Raw genomic sequence first — 18,365 nt, forward strand, 5'->3', positions numbered from 1 at the left:
AAAACCTTCAAAATTCTTGCTGAGCGATATCGCAATCGAGGCAAAAGACTAGCATTAAGATTCAATCTAATTGCTGGAATTTATAACTTGGAGCTGAGTGAAAAATGACTTATGAAAGAAATCTAATATTACGTTTACAAAAACTTGAATGAGTACAAAATATCAAAAGAACAGGATTTTATATTCCCCATGGAAACTACACTGACAGCAAAAATTTTCCGCTTAAATTTTTTTCACAACAGCAATATTGATCACTTCAGCAGCATCTGCATCCATTGCTGATTATAACTATGTGACTAGTATTAAAGTAAATGATATTGACTTAGCCTTACCCTTGCCTGCATCAAAAGCAAATGCATTAATCAGCAAAAATCCAGTAAAGCTTAAATATGAATATTCAGAATGTGCCGGCAATACTGAGTTTCATGTCACATCAAAAGGTAAATTTCTAAAATTTGAAATTTATGCTGAGGACAATCCTCAAGTTAAAAATGATTCATTCTATAAAAATAAAAGCAGCTTCGCCCAACTTGGACAAACCAAAGGGGTTGTTTGGATGTAATGGCATAAATCCACTCAAATACGCGATAAAATTCAAATTGGGTCAAAACATCTGATAAGCCAAAATGACTATCAACAATTTGTAAAAGACTTTACCAAAAGTGCAAAATTGGCCAATCCAAATGAAGTTGCATATATGATTTTACTCTCACCACTCATGCAAAATCCGTATTGAAAGAGCCGCATAACTATGATTTACCCTATATTGGCAATCTAGCCTTCAACTTTAAAAATAGCAAATTAATAGCTTTTTCAGTTAATCAAGGTATTGCTTGCTAAACCGTGATTGTCATACAGCGTTTATTGCTTAAACAGTGAATTTATAAATCTGCATAAAGCCATGCAATAAACGCAAGTTTGATCTCAGAGCATGCTAAAATCAGCAGCTGTTTTCGCAGGGACTCATCTATGCACTTTGTACATCTTGGTATTTTTACAGAATTTTCCATTACTGAATCTATTGTACGTATACCTGATCTTGTAAAAGCTGCAGCTGCAGATGAAATGCCCGCTCTGGCCATTACTGACCTTTCAAATCTACATGCTGCTGTAAAATTCTATAAAAAGTGCTTAGATAAAGGCATTAAACCCATATTTGGTTCAACCATTCGTCTGAATGATGCTGAACACAAAGCTACTCTTCTAGCGATGACCAATAAAGGTTGGCGCAGTCTAACAGAGTTGGTTTCTGAAGGTTATATTTCAGGTCAACAGCTTGATATTCCTTGCGTAAAAAAAGATTGGATTTTAAATCAACACCAAGACTTGATTGTTTTACTGGGTATGCAAAGTGATGTCGGCAAAATGCTTTGCTCTTCTAACCCGCAAAAAGCTGAACCCCTGTTAGCTGAATGGGTCGAAAAATTTGGCAATCGTGTTTATCTAGCGATTACACGAACTGAGCGCTCGGGTGAAGAAGACTTTATTCACGAAGCAGTAAAACTTGCGAAGAAATTTAACATTGGTGTAGTTGCTCATAACGATGTGCATTTTATACGTAAAGAAGATTTCGAGGCACATGAAGCACGCGTTTGTATTGCTGATGGCTATGTCCTCGGTGACAATCGTCGCCCTAAAAATTACAGTCCTGAACAGTATTTTAAAACTGCCGAGGAAATGACGGAGCTGTTTGCAGACATTCCAACGGCTATAGAAAATACCTATCACATTGCGCGACGCTGTAATGTGTCATTACGTTTAGGCTTCCATGACCTTCCCGATTATCCAATTCCTGAAGGTCATACAATTGACACTTATTTTGAACATTTATCAAAAGAAGGTTTAGAAGAACGTTTAGCGCATTTGTACCCTGTCGAACAACGTGGTGACGACTGGCCAGAAATTCGTAAGCCTTATGATGAACGTTTAGCTTATGAAGTCGGGATCATCCTGACCATGCAATTCCCAGGTTATTTCCTAATTGTCATGGACTTTATTCAATGGTCTAAAGGTAATGGCGTCCCTGTTGGTCCAGGCCGTGGTTCGGGTGCAGGTTCCTTGGTTGCCTATAGTTTAAAAATTACCGACCTAGACCCACTACGTTATGACCTACTGTTCGAACGTTTCTTAAACCCTGAACGTGTATCAATGCCCGACTTTGACGTCGATTTCTGTATTGCAGGTCGTGACCGTGTTATTGACTATGTTGCACGCACTTATGGTCGAGATGCGGTCTCTCAGATTGCAACTTTCGGTACCATGGCGGCAAAAGGTGCAATTCGTGACGTAGCCCGTGTCTTGGGTAAATCTTATGGTTTGGCTGACCGTATTTCTAAAATGATTCCGACCAAGCCTTTAGGTTTAAGTTTGGAAGAATCCATTGAGGCCGAACCACAGCTAAAAGATATTGTCACCAACCCATCAAATCCTGATAACGACGATGCAGCCGAAATTTGGGAAATGGCACTCAAACTTGAAGGCATTACCCGTAATACAGGTAAACACGCCGGTGGTGTGGTTATTGCACCAACCAAGTTAACCGACTATTCCGCTGTCCTATGTGATGCAGATGGAACTAACCGTGTAGCCCAATTCGATAAAGACGATGTGGAAGCAGCCGGCCTAGTCAAATTCGACTTCTTGGGCTTACGTAACTTAACGGTAATTGAAGATGCCATTAAGCACATTAATGCCCGTCCAGATATCACTACACCTGTCGATATTTCCCTGATTCCTTTGGATGATAAACCTGCCTATGCCGTGTTCGCAGATGCGAATACCACAGCGGTCTTCCAGTTTGAATCCGTCGGCATGAAAAAAATGCTGAAAGAGGCTCGTCCAAGTAAGTTCGAAGAAATTATTGCTTTCGTGTCTTTATACCGTCCAGGCCCCATGGATCTGATTCCTGACTTTATTTTCCGTATGCATGGTGGCGAGTTTGAATACTTACATCCATTGCTAGAAAGTGTTCTTGAACCGACATACGGCATTATGGTTTATCAGGAACAGGTCATGCAGGCAGCGCAGTTCTGTGCTGGCTATAGCTTGGGTGGCGCGGATTTACTTCGTCGTGCCATGGGTAAAAAGAAAGTCGAAGAAATGATTAAGCACCGTCAGATCTTTACTGAAGGTGCTGCAACCAAAGGTATTGATGCAGATACGGCCAACCATATCTTCGATTATATGGAAAAATTCGCAGGCTATGGTTTTAACAAATCCCATGCCGCAGCCTATGCCCTTGTTGCATATCAAACCGCTTGGTTAAAAGCACATTTCCCTGCTGAATTTATGTCAGCAGTGATGACCTCGGAAATGCAGAACACGGACAACGTGGTGTTCTTAATCGATGACTGTCGTATTAATGGTCTTGAAGTCTTACCACCTTCGGTCAATATGTCTTTATATAATTTCCATGCCAGCGATCCAAAAACCATCGTCTATGGTTTAGGTGCGATCAAAGGTGTCGGTGAAGCTGCCATGCAGTCTGTGATTGACTCACGTATCCAAGATGGTCCCTATAAAGACCTGTTCGACTTCTGTCATCGTATTGACCTGAAAAAAATCAATAAACGTACCCTTGAAGCATTGATTCGTGGTGGCGCACTGGATTGTTTAGGTTTAGAACGTGCTGACTTGATGGCACAGCTCCCTGAAGCCGTTCAAGCGGCGGATCAAGCACGCACTAACCGCGAAACAGGCATGATGGACTTGTTTGGCGAAGTGGAAGAAGTTCAGCGTAAACCTGCCAAACCTGTCAAACCGTGGTCAGATGAAGTTCGTCTCAAAGGTGAAAAAGACACACTCGGCCTTTATTTAACAGGTCACCCGATTGATGTGTATCGATCAGAGCTAAAAGCCTTTATTTCACAGCGCATTAATGAGCTTACGCCTACACGACGTGGTGTCACTACAGTATTTGCAGGCCTAGTCGTCGATATTGCCAACTTCCCGAACCGCATGATGGTGACGCTCGATGATGGTACTGCACGTATAGAAGTGTCTGCGAATCACGAACGTTTTAACCGCTTCAAAGATGTGATTCAAAACGAAAAAGTGGTGGTCATTGAAGGTGAAATTTACGAACGTGAAGGTTTTGATCGGCCAATGGGTCGCTTAACTAAAGCCTTCAGTTTGAATGAAATCCGTCAAAAACGTGCCAATGCCATTCAAATTAAATTAACACCTGAACATTTTAGTAAAACGCTATCACGCGACATCCAAAATATTTTACTGCCTTTTTGCAATGTCGATATGTGTACGCATATCCCTGTGCAGTTATATATTGACTATCCATATGCGACGGCTGACATTCATTTGGGCTTAAACTGGAAAGTTGCCCCACTAGATGAATTACTGTCTAAGCTGCGTGACTACTTCGGTAAAGAATCTTTGCATGTCGAATATCATGTCAAATCCAAAGCTGCCAAAGCGGTAAGTTATGAACAAGCCTCTATTCCTGCGCAGGTTCCGCCACCGCCAGATGGGATGAGCATGGATGATGCCATGGATTTATACCAAGCAGAAGCCAATCAATTTTCTTAAAGTTTAAACGCTGTTTGAACTGCTTTTTTAAATAAACATATTGGAAATATCATGAATCAAACTGACAATGCTGCGGTTTCAGCACATCTCTCCCATGTGCGTATTGTCATGGTGAACACAACATTACCCGCAAATATTGGTAGTGCATTACGTGCCATGAAAACCATGGGACTTTCAAAGTTAGTCTTAGTTGCACCGAAGACTTACCCGCATCCGGACATTAATGCCTTAGCTGCCGGTGCTGTCGATTTAATTGATCAAATTGAAATCGTTGAATCACTAGAAGATGCCATTAAAGATTGTCATATTGTCTTTGGTACTAGTGCGCGTAGTCGTACCATCCCATGGCCATTACTTGACGCTCGCCCTGCTGCCGAAATGTCTCTCAAAGCAGTCTGCGAACAACAACAAGAAATTGCCGTAGTATTTGGCCGTGAAGACCGTGGTTTGACCAATGAAGAATTGGCAATGGCCAACTACCATGTCACTATTCCAGTGAATACTGAATATGGCGTCTTAAACGTTGCCCAAGCGATTCAAGTCATTTGCTATGAAATGCGCATGGCCGCCCTTGCACATACTGAGTTAACTGCAAATCCTGATGCCAATATGCATGTTACCGATGACATCGATATGGAATGGGATGAACCTTTGGTGACCCATGAAATGATGGAACAGTTCTACCCGCATATTGAAAAAATGCTGGCAGAGATTGAATTTATGGATCCAAAAAATCCAAGATTATTACCTTTACGCTTGCGTCGCCTATTTGGACGTATACAATTAGATCGTATGGAATACCACTTATTACGTGGCATCTTTAGCCGAGTACAGGCTTTAAATAACGGAACATGGAAAAAATCTACAGACAATGAGGATCAATCTAATGCTTAAGCAGCTCAAAGAAGATATACAGGCTGTATTCGCGCGCGATCCTGCTGCACGAAATACGCTCGAAGTCTTAACCACTTATCCAGGAATTCATGCCTTGATCATGCATCGTATGGCACATGAACTTTGGAAAAAAGAGTGTAAAGGCTCAGCTCGCTTATTGTCTTCTTTTAGCCGCTTTGCCACAGGCATTGAGATTCATCCGGGTGCGAAAATCGGTCGTCGTTTCTTCATTGACCACGGTATGGGTGTGGTGATTGGTGAAACAGCTGAAATTGGTGATGATGTCACCCTTTACCATGGTGTGACCTTAGGGGGCACAACTTGGAATAAAGGCAAACGTCACCCCACCTTGGAAGATGGCGTAGTGGTTGGCGCTGGTGCAAAGATCTTGGGCCCATTTACGGTGGGTAAAAATGCCAAAGTCGGTTCAAATGCCGTCGTGACTAAAGAAGTTCCTGCAAATACTACTGCTGTGGGCAATCCAGCACGCTTTATCACCAAAGATAAACCAAAAGATGAAGCGGAAACACGTCGTCGCGACTATGCAGAAAGTATTGGTTTTCAGCCTTATGCTGCAACCCAAGACCAAACTGACCCGATGTTAGAAGGTATGCGTGTATTGTTAGATCGTATTCAGCACAATGAAAAACGTATGAATAATTTGTGTCAGCGTTTGTCTCTCCTTGACCCAACGTTCAAAAAGCAACAGCTTAATGAACAACCTTTTAGTCAGGAAGAACTTAAAATCATTGAAGATGTGCGCCGCGAATGCGAAGCTCAAAGTAATCAATCTAAAGCTTAACCAAAAGCAATCATAATAAGTTGCCTTTAACTTGCATGTTGTTCAGAGTTTTTTTAGACTGACCAACATGCTTTTTTGTATAAAATAAATTAATGGATGAATCATATGACGCTTAAGCCCTTGGCAGTTGCTTGTATTGCTTTAACCCTTGCCGCTTGTGGAAGCGCCCCAACTAAAAATAATGCTCCTAAAGATGCCATGATTTTTGTAGAGCCTGAACTGACTCCACCGTTCTACGCACTCAACCCATTTAACTACGATGCACCACCTCCTTTTGAATTAAATTTACAAAAAGCTGCAGCACAGCCTGTGACTAAGATGGTGGTAACTAGCCCGACCGACCCATCTAAACAACTGACACTTGAAGAAAACCGTCTGATTATTCCAATTGTAGACAGCAAAGTACGTTCAATGAAATTTGCTGCTTTAGCGGGTGACAATGAAATCGACATTACTGAAATTGATGATTTCTTACAGCTTGTTGAAGGTAAAGCACGTCACTATCCACCACGTTTTGTTCAACGCCAAGAACGTAAAGGGTTTGAACTTAAACTTAAAGAAGTGACGCAAAAACTAGATACCCTTGCATCTAAAGACAACGCATCTTTTGATGTTTTAGTTCGTGCTTTTAAAGCCAGTGTGATGGCACGTAACCTCGACTTAGGTTCTGTATACACCACTAAATCATTAACTTACGCACAGCGTATTTTAAAAATCAACCAAGATGATGCTGAAGCAAACTTCTGGTTCGGTTTTGGTTTATCTGAAGGTGGTGGTCAACGTGAAGCGATCCCATACTTAGACAAAGCGATGAAAGCGGGTGTTCAAGAAGCGTATCTTTCTGCAGCAAATAACTACATTGCGATGGAACAAAAAAAGAACGCAATTCAGGTCTTAAAGAACTATAAAGTGAAATACCCACAAGAAGGCGAAGTCGCTGACCGCTTAATTCAAGAAATTGAAAAGCAAGGCCGTTGGAATGTTTGGCAAGTTCTAAATCCACCTAAAGCTACATCTTAATTGTAACGATTTAGAAAATTCTTTTGAAAAAAGACCGTTTTAACGGTCTTTTTTCATTTAAGGCGAATTGAAAATCCTGACAATTATCGTATGATTTGAAAATATTCAACCCAATGTGCGACCCCTTTATGCAGCTAAATACTAAAACAATACTGCTCCTTGGAATCATGAGTACCAGCGTACTGAGTGGATGTCAGGTCGTCAGTGTCAAAAACCAAAAACTGAACGTCTCCATTGCCAATGAACGTGAAAGTATTATTTCTCGAAACAAACTCAGTGAAGCCAGTTTAAATGTCTTGTCGATGACTGGTCGTGAAGCCAAAGCGTGTATAGAAGACCCGAAAGCCTGTGTTGAGGAACTACAACAGATCCCTCAAATTCAAGACGAACAATTATTGTCTACGGCAAGTGAATTATATTTAGCCAAAGCCATCGAATATGAGTCTTCTTCTGCCTGTAAATTAGGTTTACTGAGTAGCCACAAATCAGAAGAAAAACAAAAAATTGAACAAGACACATATAACAAATGTTTAGATCAACAGCTGACGCTACTGGATAAAAGTATCCGCTATAGCTATGCCTATATGTTTAAAACCAAACGTGCGCCTGCTGACCGTATTTTTGATAACCGCCAAGTTCAAATCCGAGATTTCTATAATCAAGGGATTGCCAAACTGGTCAGCAGCTATGCGCTACGTTATAAACCGCAAGAAGTCACCCAACAGATCAAAGTCGGACAAACCACCTATCATATTGACTTCAGCCACTATCCTGAACTCAAAAATCGTAAAATTGAACAATTGATGTCAACCTATAACCTTAACTTCTCAGGTTTACGTTCAATTACCCGACGAGATGGTTTTGGCTCCGAATTTCTTGTAGTTTTACCCGAAGAACATACGATTGAAACAGGCAAAGCAAAATATATTATCAACCCGATTGATTTTAAATATCCGTCTGGTTCAAATCCTAATATCCATCAAGCGCGCTATTTAGCTGCAACCTTAACGGCTGAACCACTAAGCGCTACAACTACAGTTGATCAAATTTTGAATCAACATGAGTTTCAAATTAAAGCTTACGACCCGTATAAGTATGAACAGGTCAATATTGCCAATAAAAACTATGCGCTTGCTGCCAATTTTTCTGCTCCATATGGTCTTTGGTTAGCACAAAATAACTTGGGTAAGGCAGCTTATTTATCACTGATTGACCGAGATGAAAAACTGACGATGCCGCATCTCTACATGCTTGAACCATATAATCCTGACAAGAAAGTTATCGTCTTGGTACATGGTCTTGCTAGCAGCCCTGAAGCATGGATTCGTCTGACTAACGATATTATGGGCGATTCAGTGCTACGTGAACATTATCAAGTATGGCAAGTCTTCTATTCAACTAATATGCCGATTATTGAAAGCCGCTTCCAAATTTATTCCATTTTGACTCAGACCTTTAGCAAAGTAGACGCCAATGCCGCAGCTAAGAAAGATGCTGTTCTAGTCGGTCATAGTATGGGCGGCATTATTGCACGACTACTGGTCAGCCAAGCCGATACCACACAAGCAGCTTTGAAAATGATGAATTCACGTCAATTAAATCAGTACCGAAATATTCCAGTAGTGAAGCAACGTATGGTGATTGAAGATATTCCAAATTTCAGCCGCGCAATTTTTTTAGCTGCACCTCATCGCGGTACAGAATATGCAGATCGCTGGTTTACCAAAGCCGCTCGAAAAATTATTAAACTCCCAGGAGCTTTTTTATCGGCCATGGGTGATGTGTTAACTCAAGAAGAAGACCTGAAAGATTTATTTCGTGAAATTGACCATGGCTTGATCCAAAATGGACCAAGTGACTTAAGTCATCAATCAAAATTTATCGCGCTCACTGAAGATATTCAGCCACGTAAGGGTTTGAAGTTTCATTCAATTATGGGAAATAACACCAACAGTCAAGATAAAAATATTATGACGGATGATATTGTACCATACACTAGTGCTCATCTAGAGGGTGCTGTTTCAGAAAAAATCATTAAAGGGGGTCATTCAATTCAAGAAACCCCTGAAGCTGTACTCGAACTACGCCGTATATTACGTTTGCATTTGATTGAACTTGGCCTCTATAAACCATAAGGCAATACAGCATTTAAATCGATCTACATATTTTAAAACCGATCTCAGGATCGGTTTTTTTATTTCTGCATTTACTTGAATATGCCATTATTCACGTAATTACTATATAAGCTTTTTTAATCATTTTAAAACTCAAAGGCACTCGTTAAACTTTACATAAACCTCATATTGGAGATAAATTATTGTAAAATAAAGACAAAATATTGTGCCCATTTCCTGATTTTTTATGAGCATATCGAATTATGAAATTATAAGGCTTTAAGTCCCTTCATCTAGACGAAATTGGGGTTAAATCATAACTATATTGAATAAAGTATATATTACGTCAAGTTTATAATCCATTTATCAACCGCTCTACCGCGATGAAGCGGCGAAAAAATTTTGTTTTCGCGGAATCATTATTTTTCTCCTGTATGCCCTGTCATGTACGGGGATTTATCAAGTGATTCCATAACGCAGTTTTGTAGATTCCTCTGTATATTTGGGTAGTGTTTATCACTCTGATCGCATGGGATTTTTCTTTTTTTCCGCATTAACCCCTTATTTTAATGTTTATACTTGTCTAGGCTCGATGTGCGCTGTTGCGATCATATATTACATGCAGCCATGAAGTATGCCTTGGTCATCATCTATGCCTTTGTTGGTATGCGTTTTTATATTGCCATGGTTGCGGGTTGGTAGAACATGACCCACTGACTGGGCTAGCAAACCGTCGTCCGTTATAAGGAGCTTTAGAACAGCTATGGCATTATGCCCTACGCCATCAACAGCCTTTAAGCATCATGGTGATCGATATCGATTTTTTGAAAATTAAAATGATCATTTAGGTCATCAGGCGGGTGACATCTGCCTCACATAAATTACTGAGGTTTTGTCTCAAATCACTAATCGAAATGGTGAGTTAGCTGCACACTATGGCAGCGAAGAGTTTTTACTCCTCTTTAGGGTGTTAACTGAAGCTAAAAATTGAACCTTTGGCAGCCGATTTATTATGCAGAATTTAATCACTCGAACTTCCACATCCAGCCAACCATATGTCTAAATTTGTGAAGATTAGCATCGGTACGGAAACGATCATTCCATCTACATCTGATCAAATTCAGAAATTTATATTGGCTGCCGATCAAGCGCTTTACCTTGCAAAAGGCAGCGGTCGCAACCAATATCGATTAGCTCAGGCTGAAGCGCAGCTTGATGTTTGAGTCAGTCTATCGCTTTGTAAATGTATCCATTGTTGAATTTACACACAGACTTTTTAGCGTTTATAAATAATATTTTGACTGCTTTTTTTACATGCAGACAAACCTTTTCTGGCATTTTCCTGTCACTTTTTTTGCTAGAATCAGCAACACGATTTGTTAACGTACACCTGTGGTTTTGAACGAAGAGACAATATAAATATAAGGACTTTTTCTAAATCCAATTTTCATCAAAACAGTGTTTTTCGTTTAGCAGCGCACAAATTTTTATTTTAAGGTATTTCGTTTCATGCAAGCTGATAATTCCAAAGTTGACCTTTCAACCCTGACCCCGATGATGCAACAGTACATGTCAGTCAAAATGCAAAATCCGCATTCACTGATGTTTTATCGGATGGGTGATTTTTACGAGCTCTTTTTTGAAGATGCACATAAGGCAGCAAAACTTTTAGGAATTACACTAACACATCGTGGTAAAGCCAATGGTGAACCTATTCCTATGGCTGGTGTCCCATACCATGCTGCTGAAGGCTATTTAGCCCGCCTTGTAAAAAAAGGGGAAACGGTGGTGATCTGCGAGCAAATTGGTGAAGTGACAGGCAAAGGGCCGGTTGAGCGCGGAATTGTCCGTATCATTACCCCGGGGACATTAACGGACGATGCACTGATTGCCTCCCATCAAAGTTCAAATTTAGTCGCGATCTGCTTACAACAAAATCAAATCGGGATTGCTTTACTAGACCTCAGTGCAGGTATTTTCAAAGTTCAGCAAATGGACTATCAACTGGAACAATTGGCAATCGAACTTTCTCGTTTAATGCCGAGCGAAATTTTGATTGATGAAGATCTTATTGATCCGAATATTGTCGAGCAAATTAAACGTCAATTAGACTGCCCTGTCACTAAACGTCCAAACGTCGACTTCAATTTAAATAACGCACAAAAAACGCTGTGTGACCAATTTGCAGTTGCCACACTTTCAGGTTTTGGTATTGACCATTTACCTTTGGCGAAAGCTGCCGCAGCGGCTTTGATTCACTATGCAAAAGTGACTCAAAAAACTGCTTTACCACATATCCGCAGCATTCAACTCGAACAAAGTAGTGATTTTGTGGCGCTCGACCCCGTCACTCGTCGTAACTTAGAACTGATTGATCCCCTATTTGAACATGGCACTTCCCTGTTCCAACTTATCAATGATTGCCAAACTGCGATGGGTGGCCGTCTATTAAGTCGTACCTTAATGCAGCCTTTACGAGATACCGCTTTATTGGATGCACGTTTAGATGCATCACAAGCGATGCTGCAAGGCTATCATGAGTCTCCGATCCGCTTAGTTCTCAAAGAAATTGGTGATATTGAACGTGTGCTATCTCGTGTAGCTCTCGGCAGTGCTCGTCCACGAGACCTAGTTCAGTTACGTCAAACTTGTGCACAAATTCCCTATCTTCGACATGCACTTGAACCGATCATTCAGTCACACCAATCTAAGCTGATCGCTCAGTTAAATGATGAAATGGGTGATTTTCACGGCTTACATGAGCGTCTCATGTCTGCCATCGTAGAAAACCCGCCGGTGCTTTTACGTGATGGTAATGTGATTGCTGAGGGCTTCGACACTGAACTCGATGAACTGCGTAAAATTCGTGACCATGCAGGACAATTCCTCATTGATCTTGAAATTAAAGAACGTGAACAAACCGGCATTGCAACCTTAAAAATTGGCTATAACCGTGTCAGTGGCTACTATATTGAACTCACTCGAGCGCAGGCTGAGCAAGCACCTGATCATTATATTCGCCGCCAAACCCTAAAAAATGCGGAACGCTACATTACCCCTGAGCTGAAATCGTTTGAAGATAAGGTGCTTTCGAGTGAGTCACGGGCATTAGCGCGCGAAAAAATGCTCTTTGAGCTATTACTTGATGAGTTACGTGCAGATATTGGCAACTTACAAATGATGAGCGCCGCTATAGCGCAAATTGATTTATTAGCCAATTTTGCCCATCAAGCTCGATTACGAAATTGGTCACGTCCTGAATATAGCCCTGAAGTTGGGATCAAAATCAAAGCCGGTCGTCACCCAGTTGTGGAATCTCTGAGCAAATCAGCATTTACTCCAAATGATACTAGTTTGGACTTTAATCACCGCATGGCGATTATCACAGGGCCAAATATGGGCGGTAAATCGACCTTTATGCGCCAAACTGCCTTAATCAGCTTATTGGCCTACTGTGGTAGCTTTGTCCCTGCCCAATCTGCCATTTTAGGGCCTATCGACCGGATATTTACCCGTATTGGATCTGCCGACGACTTATCTACAGGCAAATCAACCTTCATGGTGGAAATGACTGAAACCTCTCAGATTCTTCATCATGCAACCAATCAATCACTGGTACTGATGGATGAAGTCGGACGTGGTACGAGTACCTATGACGGCTTATCTTTGGCATGGGCATGTGTACTCGATCTCACGCGTCGCATTAAATGTTTATGCTTATTTGCAACGCATTATTTTGAGCTCACTGAATTAGGCAAAGACGCTAATATCGATAACTATCATGTGACTGCTCGTGAGCTTAATGGCAACTTGATCCTGCTACATAAAGTTCAACAAGGCCCTGCGAGTCAAAGTCATGGTCTACAAGTAGCAAAGCTTGCGGGGATTCCTGCAGCTGTGATCAAAGAAGCGCAAAATCGCCTTCGTATATTAGAAACTCAGCAAAAACAGCAACTCAATACGGCTGTACAAACCGATCTATTCTCGGCACTCGCAGAGCCTGAAGTCATCGAACGCGTAGTTGAAGTTGAAAAAACATCGCCCGTACTTGATGCTTTAGCAGATATAGATATCGATAACTTAAGTCCACGTGAAGCACTACAACAGCTTTACGCCTTAAAGGATTTACTTAAGATCTAATTGAGCAATAACGATAGATGAGATATGCAAAGAGCACCTATGAAGGTGTTCTTTGCATTGACTCCATTCAAACGCGTAAATTAGTGAATGTTTGCTATCTACTACTGCGGCTATTCAGCAATAAATTGATAAAAAATTAATGTTGTTAAATGTTTCATGCTTAAAATACACATTAAAAATATTGTTCGATAAACAGATGTAATTTAATCAGTTTTTTGAGTATGATTCTCATTCATTGTGAAATTTACATAAATTGTTCAGTTTTTAGTGATTTTAACAGCACTGCATATAATAATTATCAATAAAAGGAATTGTTAGTTACCCTATTTTTTGCCTAAAATACACCATTAGTTTATTAGAACCATATTTTTTAGGTAGCTGTCGCCATGACCTTTGTTGTCACTGAAAACTGTATTAAATGTAAATATCAAGACTGCGTAGAAGTTTGCCCTGTTGACTGTTTCTATGAAGGTCCAAACTTCCTTGTTATTAATCCAGATGAATGTATCGACTGTGCGCTATGTGAACCTGAGTGTCCAGCTAACGCGATTTTCTCTGAAGATGAGTTACCTGAAGGTCAAGAAGTATTTATCGAACTTAATACTGAACTTTCTCAAAAATGGCCGAACATCACTCAAATTGGTGATCAACCTGCCGACCGTGAAGAGTGGAACGGTAAAGCTGATAAATTACAATATCTTGAAAAGTAATTTTACGCTTTCATGAAAAGATCAGCACATGCTGATCTTTTTTTATACTTAAAGCACACATTTCATTGCAAATTATTCAAATTTTCTCAATCAAATTGGATTAAAATAGAACGAGTTTATAAATAATTGATTTCTATAATGAAGCATTTACTCAAGGGATTATTGTCCGTTGCAATATTCCCTCTTGTTTTCATTGGTTGTACAACTACACCACAAAAACAAGGTCACACTATTACAACTCCCGACGGTAAACGTATTTACATACCTCAAGAAAAAGTGACGACCATCAGACAAGCCCCGCCTAAAGTGGTGCCTTATGCATACAACTCATGGGTCGCGTCTGTTGATAATTTACGTCGCGTTCGAGACTATGAAGTCTTTTTAGAGAAAAATGGTGTAGGCAATATCATCCCTTCATTTGAGCTGATGCGTACTGCACGTGATTGGCAAAAATGTGGTCGCTCAGAATATATGGTGCCTAACCGTGAATTATGGCAAAACCAAATTGCAACCTTACGTGTCTTTAAATATTTAGTTGCGGCCAATATCTTAACGGACTTTGAAGTGACTTCGGTTTATCGTGATTTGCCTTTGAACCAATGTGCCGGTGGTGCAAGTTCATCTCGTCACCTATATAACTCGGCGATTGATTTCCGTATTGGACCTGCGTACCCGCAGCCCGAAGACTACAGTTATATTGAAAATACCAAGTTCCGTTTATGCCAATTTTGGTCACAACACGGGCAGAGTCTCAATATGGGATTAGGTTTATATGCCAGCGGACAAATTCATATTGATACTCAAGGCTACCGTACTTGGGGACCTGATCACTCAAGTCGCTCTTCAATGTGTAATTACTAAAACATTACATCGTCATATCAAGACCTCTTCGGAGGTCTTTTTTGTACATAAAATATTCAAATATAGAACAATAAATTGCGATGTTGGTGGAAAGGTTTAAAATGCTTGCATCAATCACGAGGTGCGACAACATGCAACAAATGTGGACAGACATTGATGCTTACATCGATTCACATTTAATTCCTGAAGATCCAATATTGACCCAAACACTTCAACATACGGATGAACGTGGCTTTCCTGATCATCTTGCTGTAGCGGCTAATCAAGGCATGCTGCTTCAAATGTTAATCCAAATGAACAAGTGTAAACGCGTTTTAGAACTTGGAACTTTTGCAGCCTATAGCACCATGTGGTTAGCACGTGCATTACCTGAAGATGGTTACATTCTGACCATTGAAGGTCGTGATACACATGCTGCCCTCGGTCAAGAAAATATTGATAATGCAAAGCTTGCACAAACGATAGAACTGAAATGTGGTCGTGCGGCAGATATTTTACGTGCCCTTCCTGAAGATACCGAACCTTTTGACTTTATTTTTATCGATGCAGACAAACAGAGCTACCCTGAATATTTAGAATTAAGCTTAAATTTATCTCATTCAGGTACAGTGATTGTTTTAGACAATGTAATTCGTGCAGGTGAGATTCTAAATGCTGAAAACCACAAACCAAGCATTGAAGGTATCCGTGATATGTTCAAAGCCATGCAAAATCATCCGAAAATTTTATCCTGCACGGCACTTCAAACTGTAGGTTGTAAAGGTCATGATGGTTTTGCGATTGCAATCGTCAAATAATCTCAATCGAGGTGTTTTTTAAACACCTCGAATAAAGGTATAAAAAACAATCAATATAATATTTTATTTTAAAAACAATTACCTACAAATACTACACACAGAGTTATCCACAATTTTTGAGGATAACTCTGATTATTTTTAAATCAACAACTTATTATTTATTTACTCGTAATTGTCCGTCTATTAAATCAACTCTGTTCGTTTGCTCAACTTATTTTACAACCAACAATGGAACACTCGAATTTCTGAAAATACTGGTGGTGATACTGCCCAAGAAGAACTGATGGATTTTACTGTGACTAAATGCCCCCAGTACGATTAACTGGATACCATGCTCTTGTTGATAGTCCAGAATATTTTCCGAAACATCGCCATAGCGGTATTCCGTCACCACATCGAGCCCCGCATTGGTTAAATAATTTTTTGGATCATCCAAGATTTGTGGGTGATCTCCAACATAGACCAAATGACATTGCAAAAGTTTAAGTAGGTCACTTTGTGCCACACGCTTCATTAGCTCAACGCATTTAGGCGAATATTCATAGGCAAAAATAAAACGTGTCGGTGGTTTAAACGTTGGCCCTACGGTCATAACGGTACAACTTGCACCACGTATAAAGTTTTCAACATTACTACCAAGCGGCTTATTGCGCTCTGCTGAACGTTCACCCACGCGACCAATTAAAACAATATCGTCATCTTGCAGTACATTAAAACTTTGCTCTAAAAAGTCGCCCTTTTCCTGAATATGGGTGGTTTGAATACCATGCTTATCTTGGATCATTTCAGAAATGTGTTTGAGCAAGTTATTACTATAATCTAACGCTAAATCACTTTGTTTTTGTTCTAACTCCGCGAGTTCTTTCAAGAGCATAGCATTACTTTCAAACCCAATCACTCCACTGATTTCACCTAAGTGATAACTTGCCGGATAGTAATCAAGTATTTGCAGTAAAACCAACTCACGGTGAGTTTGTTTAGCAACCCAAGCAGCAGCATCAGCTAGTGCATTAATGCATGGAGAAGAGTCGATACAGGCGATAACTCGTTTCATGATTAGCCCTCGTTTTATTATTGCTTGGCTATAAAATGTTGTTTGTTATTTTTAACTTATCACAACTCTGTTTCACTGTGCATGCATTTGTGTAAGCATAAAAACGATTTATGACCTATTTGGCGATTATTTATTCACGATATCGAATGAGTTTTGCAGGATTTCCCGCAATGATTGCACGCGCTTCGACATTTTTCGTCACCATACTGTTCATGCCGACCACAGCCTGCTCAGCAATGTGAATGCCATCCTTGATTCCAACATGCGCACCTAGCCAAACATCACGCTCTATCTCAATCCCTTGTGATCGTACAGCTTGCTGATAGATCGGTTGATTGACATCCATTCCATGATCAAAAGCGTATAAATGGCAATATGCCGCCATACGAACCTGATCGTGAATTTTGATACCCACTCGCCCACCATCTAAAATACAGTGATGATTGATCGCCACTTCATTGCCAATTTCAATTGGGCCATGCAGGGTGCAATCTGCAGCGATAAAGCTGTTATCTCCAATGACAATCTTACGTCCTGGTTCGGCAAAAATATGAGCCAATGGCGATATAAAACAGTTTTTACCAATTTCAACAGTTTCCATCGATTTGAGATAGTCTTGATATTCCTGTTGCCAAGCTTCAGCCCAACCACGATTTTTCGGTTTGAGTGACCAATACAACCAAGGCATATAATTCAGACGATGCTTATGTTGCTCTCGATATTTCAATAATGGATCTATTTCATTCACCTTCAGCAGCCTCGATGATATGCAATTGTTCACGTCCGCGAGTTATATCCTGAATTTTTAACTGTAGCGGTTGGATTTGATGAATTTGCAATGATGTAAGTACATTTACGCCCTGCGCTGTATAGTCTTCCTGAAATTCAATTTGCTGCTGATTGAGTTCATATTGGAAAATTGCCCATTCATTAAACTGACAACTAAATTGCACTTTTTTCTTCTCAATAAGTTCAATTTTTTCAGCCTGCAACAGGCATTGACCTGCACAGCCACCATAGGCACGTACCAATCCCCCTGTCCCGAGCTTAATTCCACCATACCAACGATTAACCAAGACCAACACGTTGGTTAGGTCATTCCCTTCTATGGTTGCTAGAATGGGCCGACCTGCTGTGCCTGAAGGCTCACCATCATCATTAAAACGTACGGTATGTCCAATTTTCCATGCCCAACACTGATGTGTTGTTGAGATATCTTTATTGGCTTCGAGAAATTCTTTAACGGCTTGTTCATTTTCCACAGGAACTGCGATGGCTTGAAAACGACTTTTTTTAATGTCTTCTTCATATTCAAACTGTGCGGCGAGTGTAAATGGCATAACGTCTTTAGATCCTCTATCAACGGATATTATAGCGTTTTTTGAAAGACTTACATCCACAAAAAAGCCCCCAATACTGGAGGCTTGATTG

14 protein-coding genes and 2 pseudogenes are annotated in these 18,365 nt (G+C 40.3%); 13 read left to right on the plus strand and 3 right to left on the minus strand.

Annotation, left to right across the window (positions count from 1 at the left end; all coding sequences use genetic code 11):
* The 13 genes and pseudogenes from FTU06_RS04575 to FTU06_RS04630 all read left to right on the plus strand — a co-directional run.
* Positions 1–108: pseudogene (locus tag FTU06_RS04575) on the plus strand (IS5/IS1182 family transposase); the annotation flags it as partial.
* Positions 109–247: 139 nt separating this feature from the next.
* Positions 248–562, plus strand: coding sequence for a hypothetical protein (locus FTU06_RS16750; protein ID WP_257234267.1), 315 nt, complete (start codon positions 248–250; stop codon positions 560–562).
* 407 nt (positions 563–969) lie between these two features.
* Complete coding sequence (gene dnaE, locus FTU06_RS04585; protein WP_180145217.1) at positions 970–4,542, plus strand: DNA polymerase III subunit alpha; 3,573 nt, start codon at positions 970–972, stop codon at positions 4,540–4,542.
* 51 nt (positions 4,543–4,593) lie between these two features.
* Positions 4,594–5,436: an RNA methyltransferase gene (locus tag FTU06_RS04590; RefSeq protein WP_078193553.1), complete on the plus strand. Its 843-nt coding sequence runs from the start codon at positions 4,594–4,596 to the stop codon at positions 5,434–5,436.
* Positions 5,429–6,238 (plus strand): serine O-acetyltransferase, encoded by an 810-nt coding sequence (gene cysE / locus FTU06_RS04595; protein WP_180088464.1) that lies wholly within the window; start codon positions 5,429–5,431, stop codon positions 6,236–6,238. Before FTU06_RS04590 ends, cysE begins: the two co-directional genes overlap by 8 nt.
* Positions 6,239–6,343: 105 nt before the next feature.
* The gene (locus FTU06_RS04600; protein WP_168377627.1) at positions 6,344–7,258 is read left to right on the plus strand and encodes an ABUW_2363 family tetratricopeptide repeat lipoprotein; all 915 of its coding nucleotides are present in this window, start codon (positions 6,344–6,346) and stop codon (positions 7,256–7,258) included.
* A 167-nt stretch (positions 7,259–7,425) separates the two neighbouring features.
* Positions 7,426–9,393, plus strand: coding sequence for an esterase/lipase family protein (locus tag FTU06_RS04605; protein ID WP_373684690.1), 1,968 nt, complete (start codon positions 7,426–7,428; stop codon positions 9,391–9,393).
* A 558-nt stretch (positions 9,394–9,951) separates the two neighbouring features.
* Positions 9,952–10,074, plus strand: coding sequence for a hypothetical protein (locus tag FTU06_RS16755; protein WP_257234273.1), 123 nt, complete (start codon positions 9,952–9,954; stop codon positions 10,072–10,074).
* Positions 10,075–10,412: 338 nt separating this feature from the next.
* Positions 10,413–10,595: pseudogene (locus FTU06_RS16760) on the plus strand (diguanylate cyclase domain-containing protein); the annotation flags it as partial.
* A gap of 286 nt (positions 10,596–10,881) precedes the next feature.
* Positions 10,882–13,512: a DNA mismatch repair protein MutS gene (gene mutS, locus FTU06_RS04615; RefSeq protein ID WP_180145223.1), complete on the plus strand. Its 2,631-nt coding sequence runs from the start codon at positions 10,882–10,884 to the stop codon at positions 13,510–13,512.
* Between the two features lie 386 nt (positions 13,513–13,898).
* Positions 13,899–14,222 (plus strand): ferredoxin FdxA, encoded by a 324-nt coding sequence (gene fdxA, locus FTU06_RS04620; RefSeq protein ID WP_004651686.1) that lies wholly within the window; start codon positions 13,899–13,901, stop codon positions 14,220–14,222.
* A 138-nt stretch (positions 14,223–14,360) separates the two neighbouring features.
* Complete coding sequence (locus FTU06_RS04625; protein ID WP_078188751.1) at positions 14,361–15,083, plus strand: D-Ala-D-Ala carboxypeptidase family metallohydrolase; 723 nt, start codon at positions 14,361–14,363, stop codon at positions 15,081–15,083.
* A gap of 131 nt (positions 15,084–15,214) precedes the next feature.
* Positions 15,215–15,880 carry an O-methyltransferase gene (locus tag FTU06_RS04630; protein ID WP_180054458.1) on the plus strand — a complete coding sequence of 222 codons (666 nt, stop codon included), beginning with the start codon at positions 15,215–15,217 and terminating at the stop codon, positions 15,878–15,880.
* 211 nt (positions 15,881–16,091) lie between these two features.
* On the opposite strand, the gene FTU06_RS04635 is transcribed toward FTU06_RS04630, so the two are convergent.
* From FTU06_RS04635 to FTU06_RS04645, 3 genes are all read right to left on the minus strand, one after another.
* Entirely contained in the window at positions 16,092–16,934 is an 843-nt protein-coding gene (locus tag FTU06_RS04635) for a universal stress protein (RefSeq protein WP_078188753.1), read from the minus strand.
* A gap of 130 nt (positions 16,935–17,064) precedes the next feature.
* Positions 17,065–17,682, minus strand: coding sequence for an acyltransferase (locus FTU06_RS04640; RefSeq protein WP_180088222.1), 618 nt, complete (start codon positions 17,680–17,682; stop codon positions 17,065–17,067).
* On the minus strand, positions 17,675–18,274 hold the full coding sequence (locus FTU06_RS04645) for a YigZ family protein (RefSeq protein WP_180048898.1): 600 nt from the start codon (positions 18,272–18,274) through the stop codon (positions 17,675–17,677). The genes FTU06_RS04640 and FTU06_RS04645 overlap by 8 nt, the downstream gene beginning before the upstream one ends.
* Positions 18,275–18,365 lie beyond the last annotated feature (91 nt).

The sequence above is a fragment of the Acinetobacter sp. YH12052 genome (assembly GCF_013419835.1).
GTDB classification, from domain to species: Bacteria; Pseudomonadota; Gammaproteobacteria; order Pseudomonadales; family Moraxellaceae; genus Acinetobacter; species Acinetobacter amyesii.

Excerpts from the sequence above, each read along its gene's own strand:
- fdxA (WP_004651686.1), top strand. The coding sequence starts at position 13,899 with ATGACCTTTGTTGTCACTGAAAACTGTATTAAATGTAAATATCAAGAC.
- FTU06_RS04630 (WP_180054458.1), top strand. The coding sequence starts at position 15,215 with ATGCAACAAATGTGGACAGACATTGATGCTTACATCGATTCACATTTA.
- dnaE (WP_180145217.1), top strand. The coding sequence starts at position 970 with ATGCACTTTGTACATCTTGGTATTTTTACAGAATTTTCCATTACTGAA.
- mutS (WP_180145223.1), top strand. The coding sequence starts at position 10,882 with ATGCAAGCTGATAATTCCAAAGTTGACCTTTCAACCCTGACCCCGATG.
- FTU06_RS04605 (WP_373684690.1), top strand. The coding sequence starts at position 7,426 with ATGAGTACCAGCGTACTGAGTGGATGTCAGGTCGTCAGTGTCAAAAAC.
- FTU06_RS04600 (WP_168377627.1), top strand. The coding sequence starts at position 6,344 with ATGACGCTTAAGCCCTTGGCAGTTGCTTGTATTGCTTTAACCCTTGCC.
- FTU06_RS04625 (WP_078188751.1), top strand. The coding sequence starts at position 14,361 with ATGAAGCATTTACTCAAGGGATTATTGTCCGTTGCAATATTCCCTCTT.
- FTU06_RS04590 (WP_078193553.1), top strand. The coding sequence starts at position 4,594 with ATGAATCAAACTGACAATGCTGCGGTTTCAGCACATCTCTCCCATGTG.
- FTU06_RS04635 (WP_078188753.1), bottom strand. The coding sequence starts at position 16,934 with ATGAAACGAGTTATCGCCTGTATCGACTCTTCTCCATGCATTAATGCA.
- cysE (WP_180088464.1), top strand. The coding sequence starts at position 5,429 with ATGCTTAAGCAGCTCAAAGAAGATATACAGGCTGTATTCGCGCGCGAT.
- FTU06_RS04645 (WP_180048898.1), bottom strand. The coding sequence starts at position 18,274 with ATGCCATTTACACTCGCCGCACAGTTTGAATATGAAGAAGACATTAAA.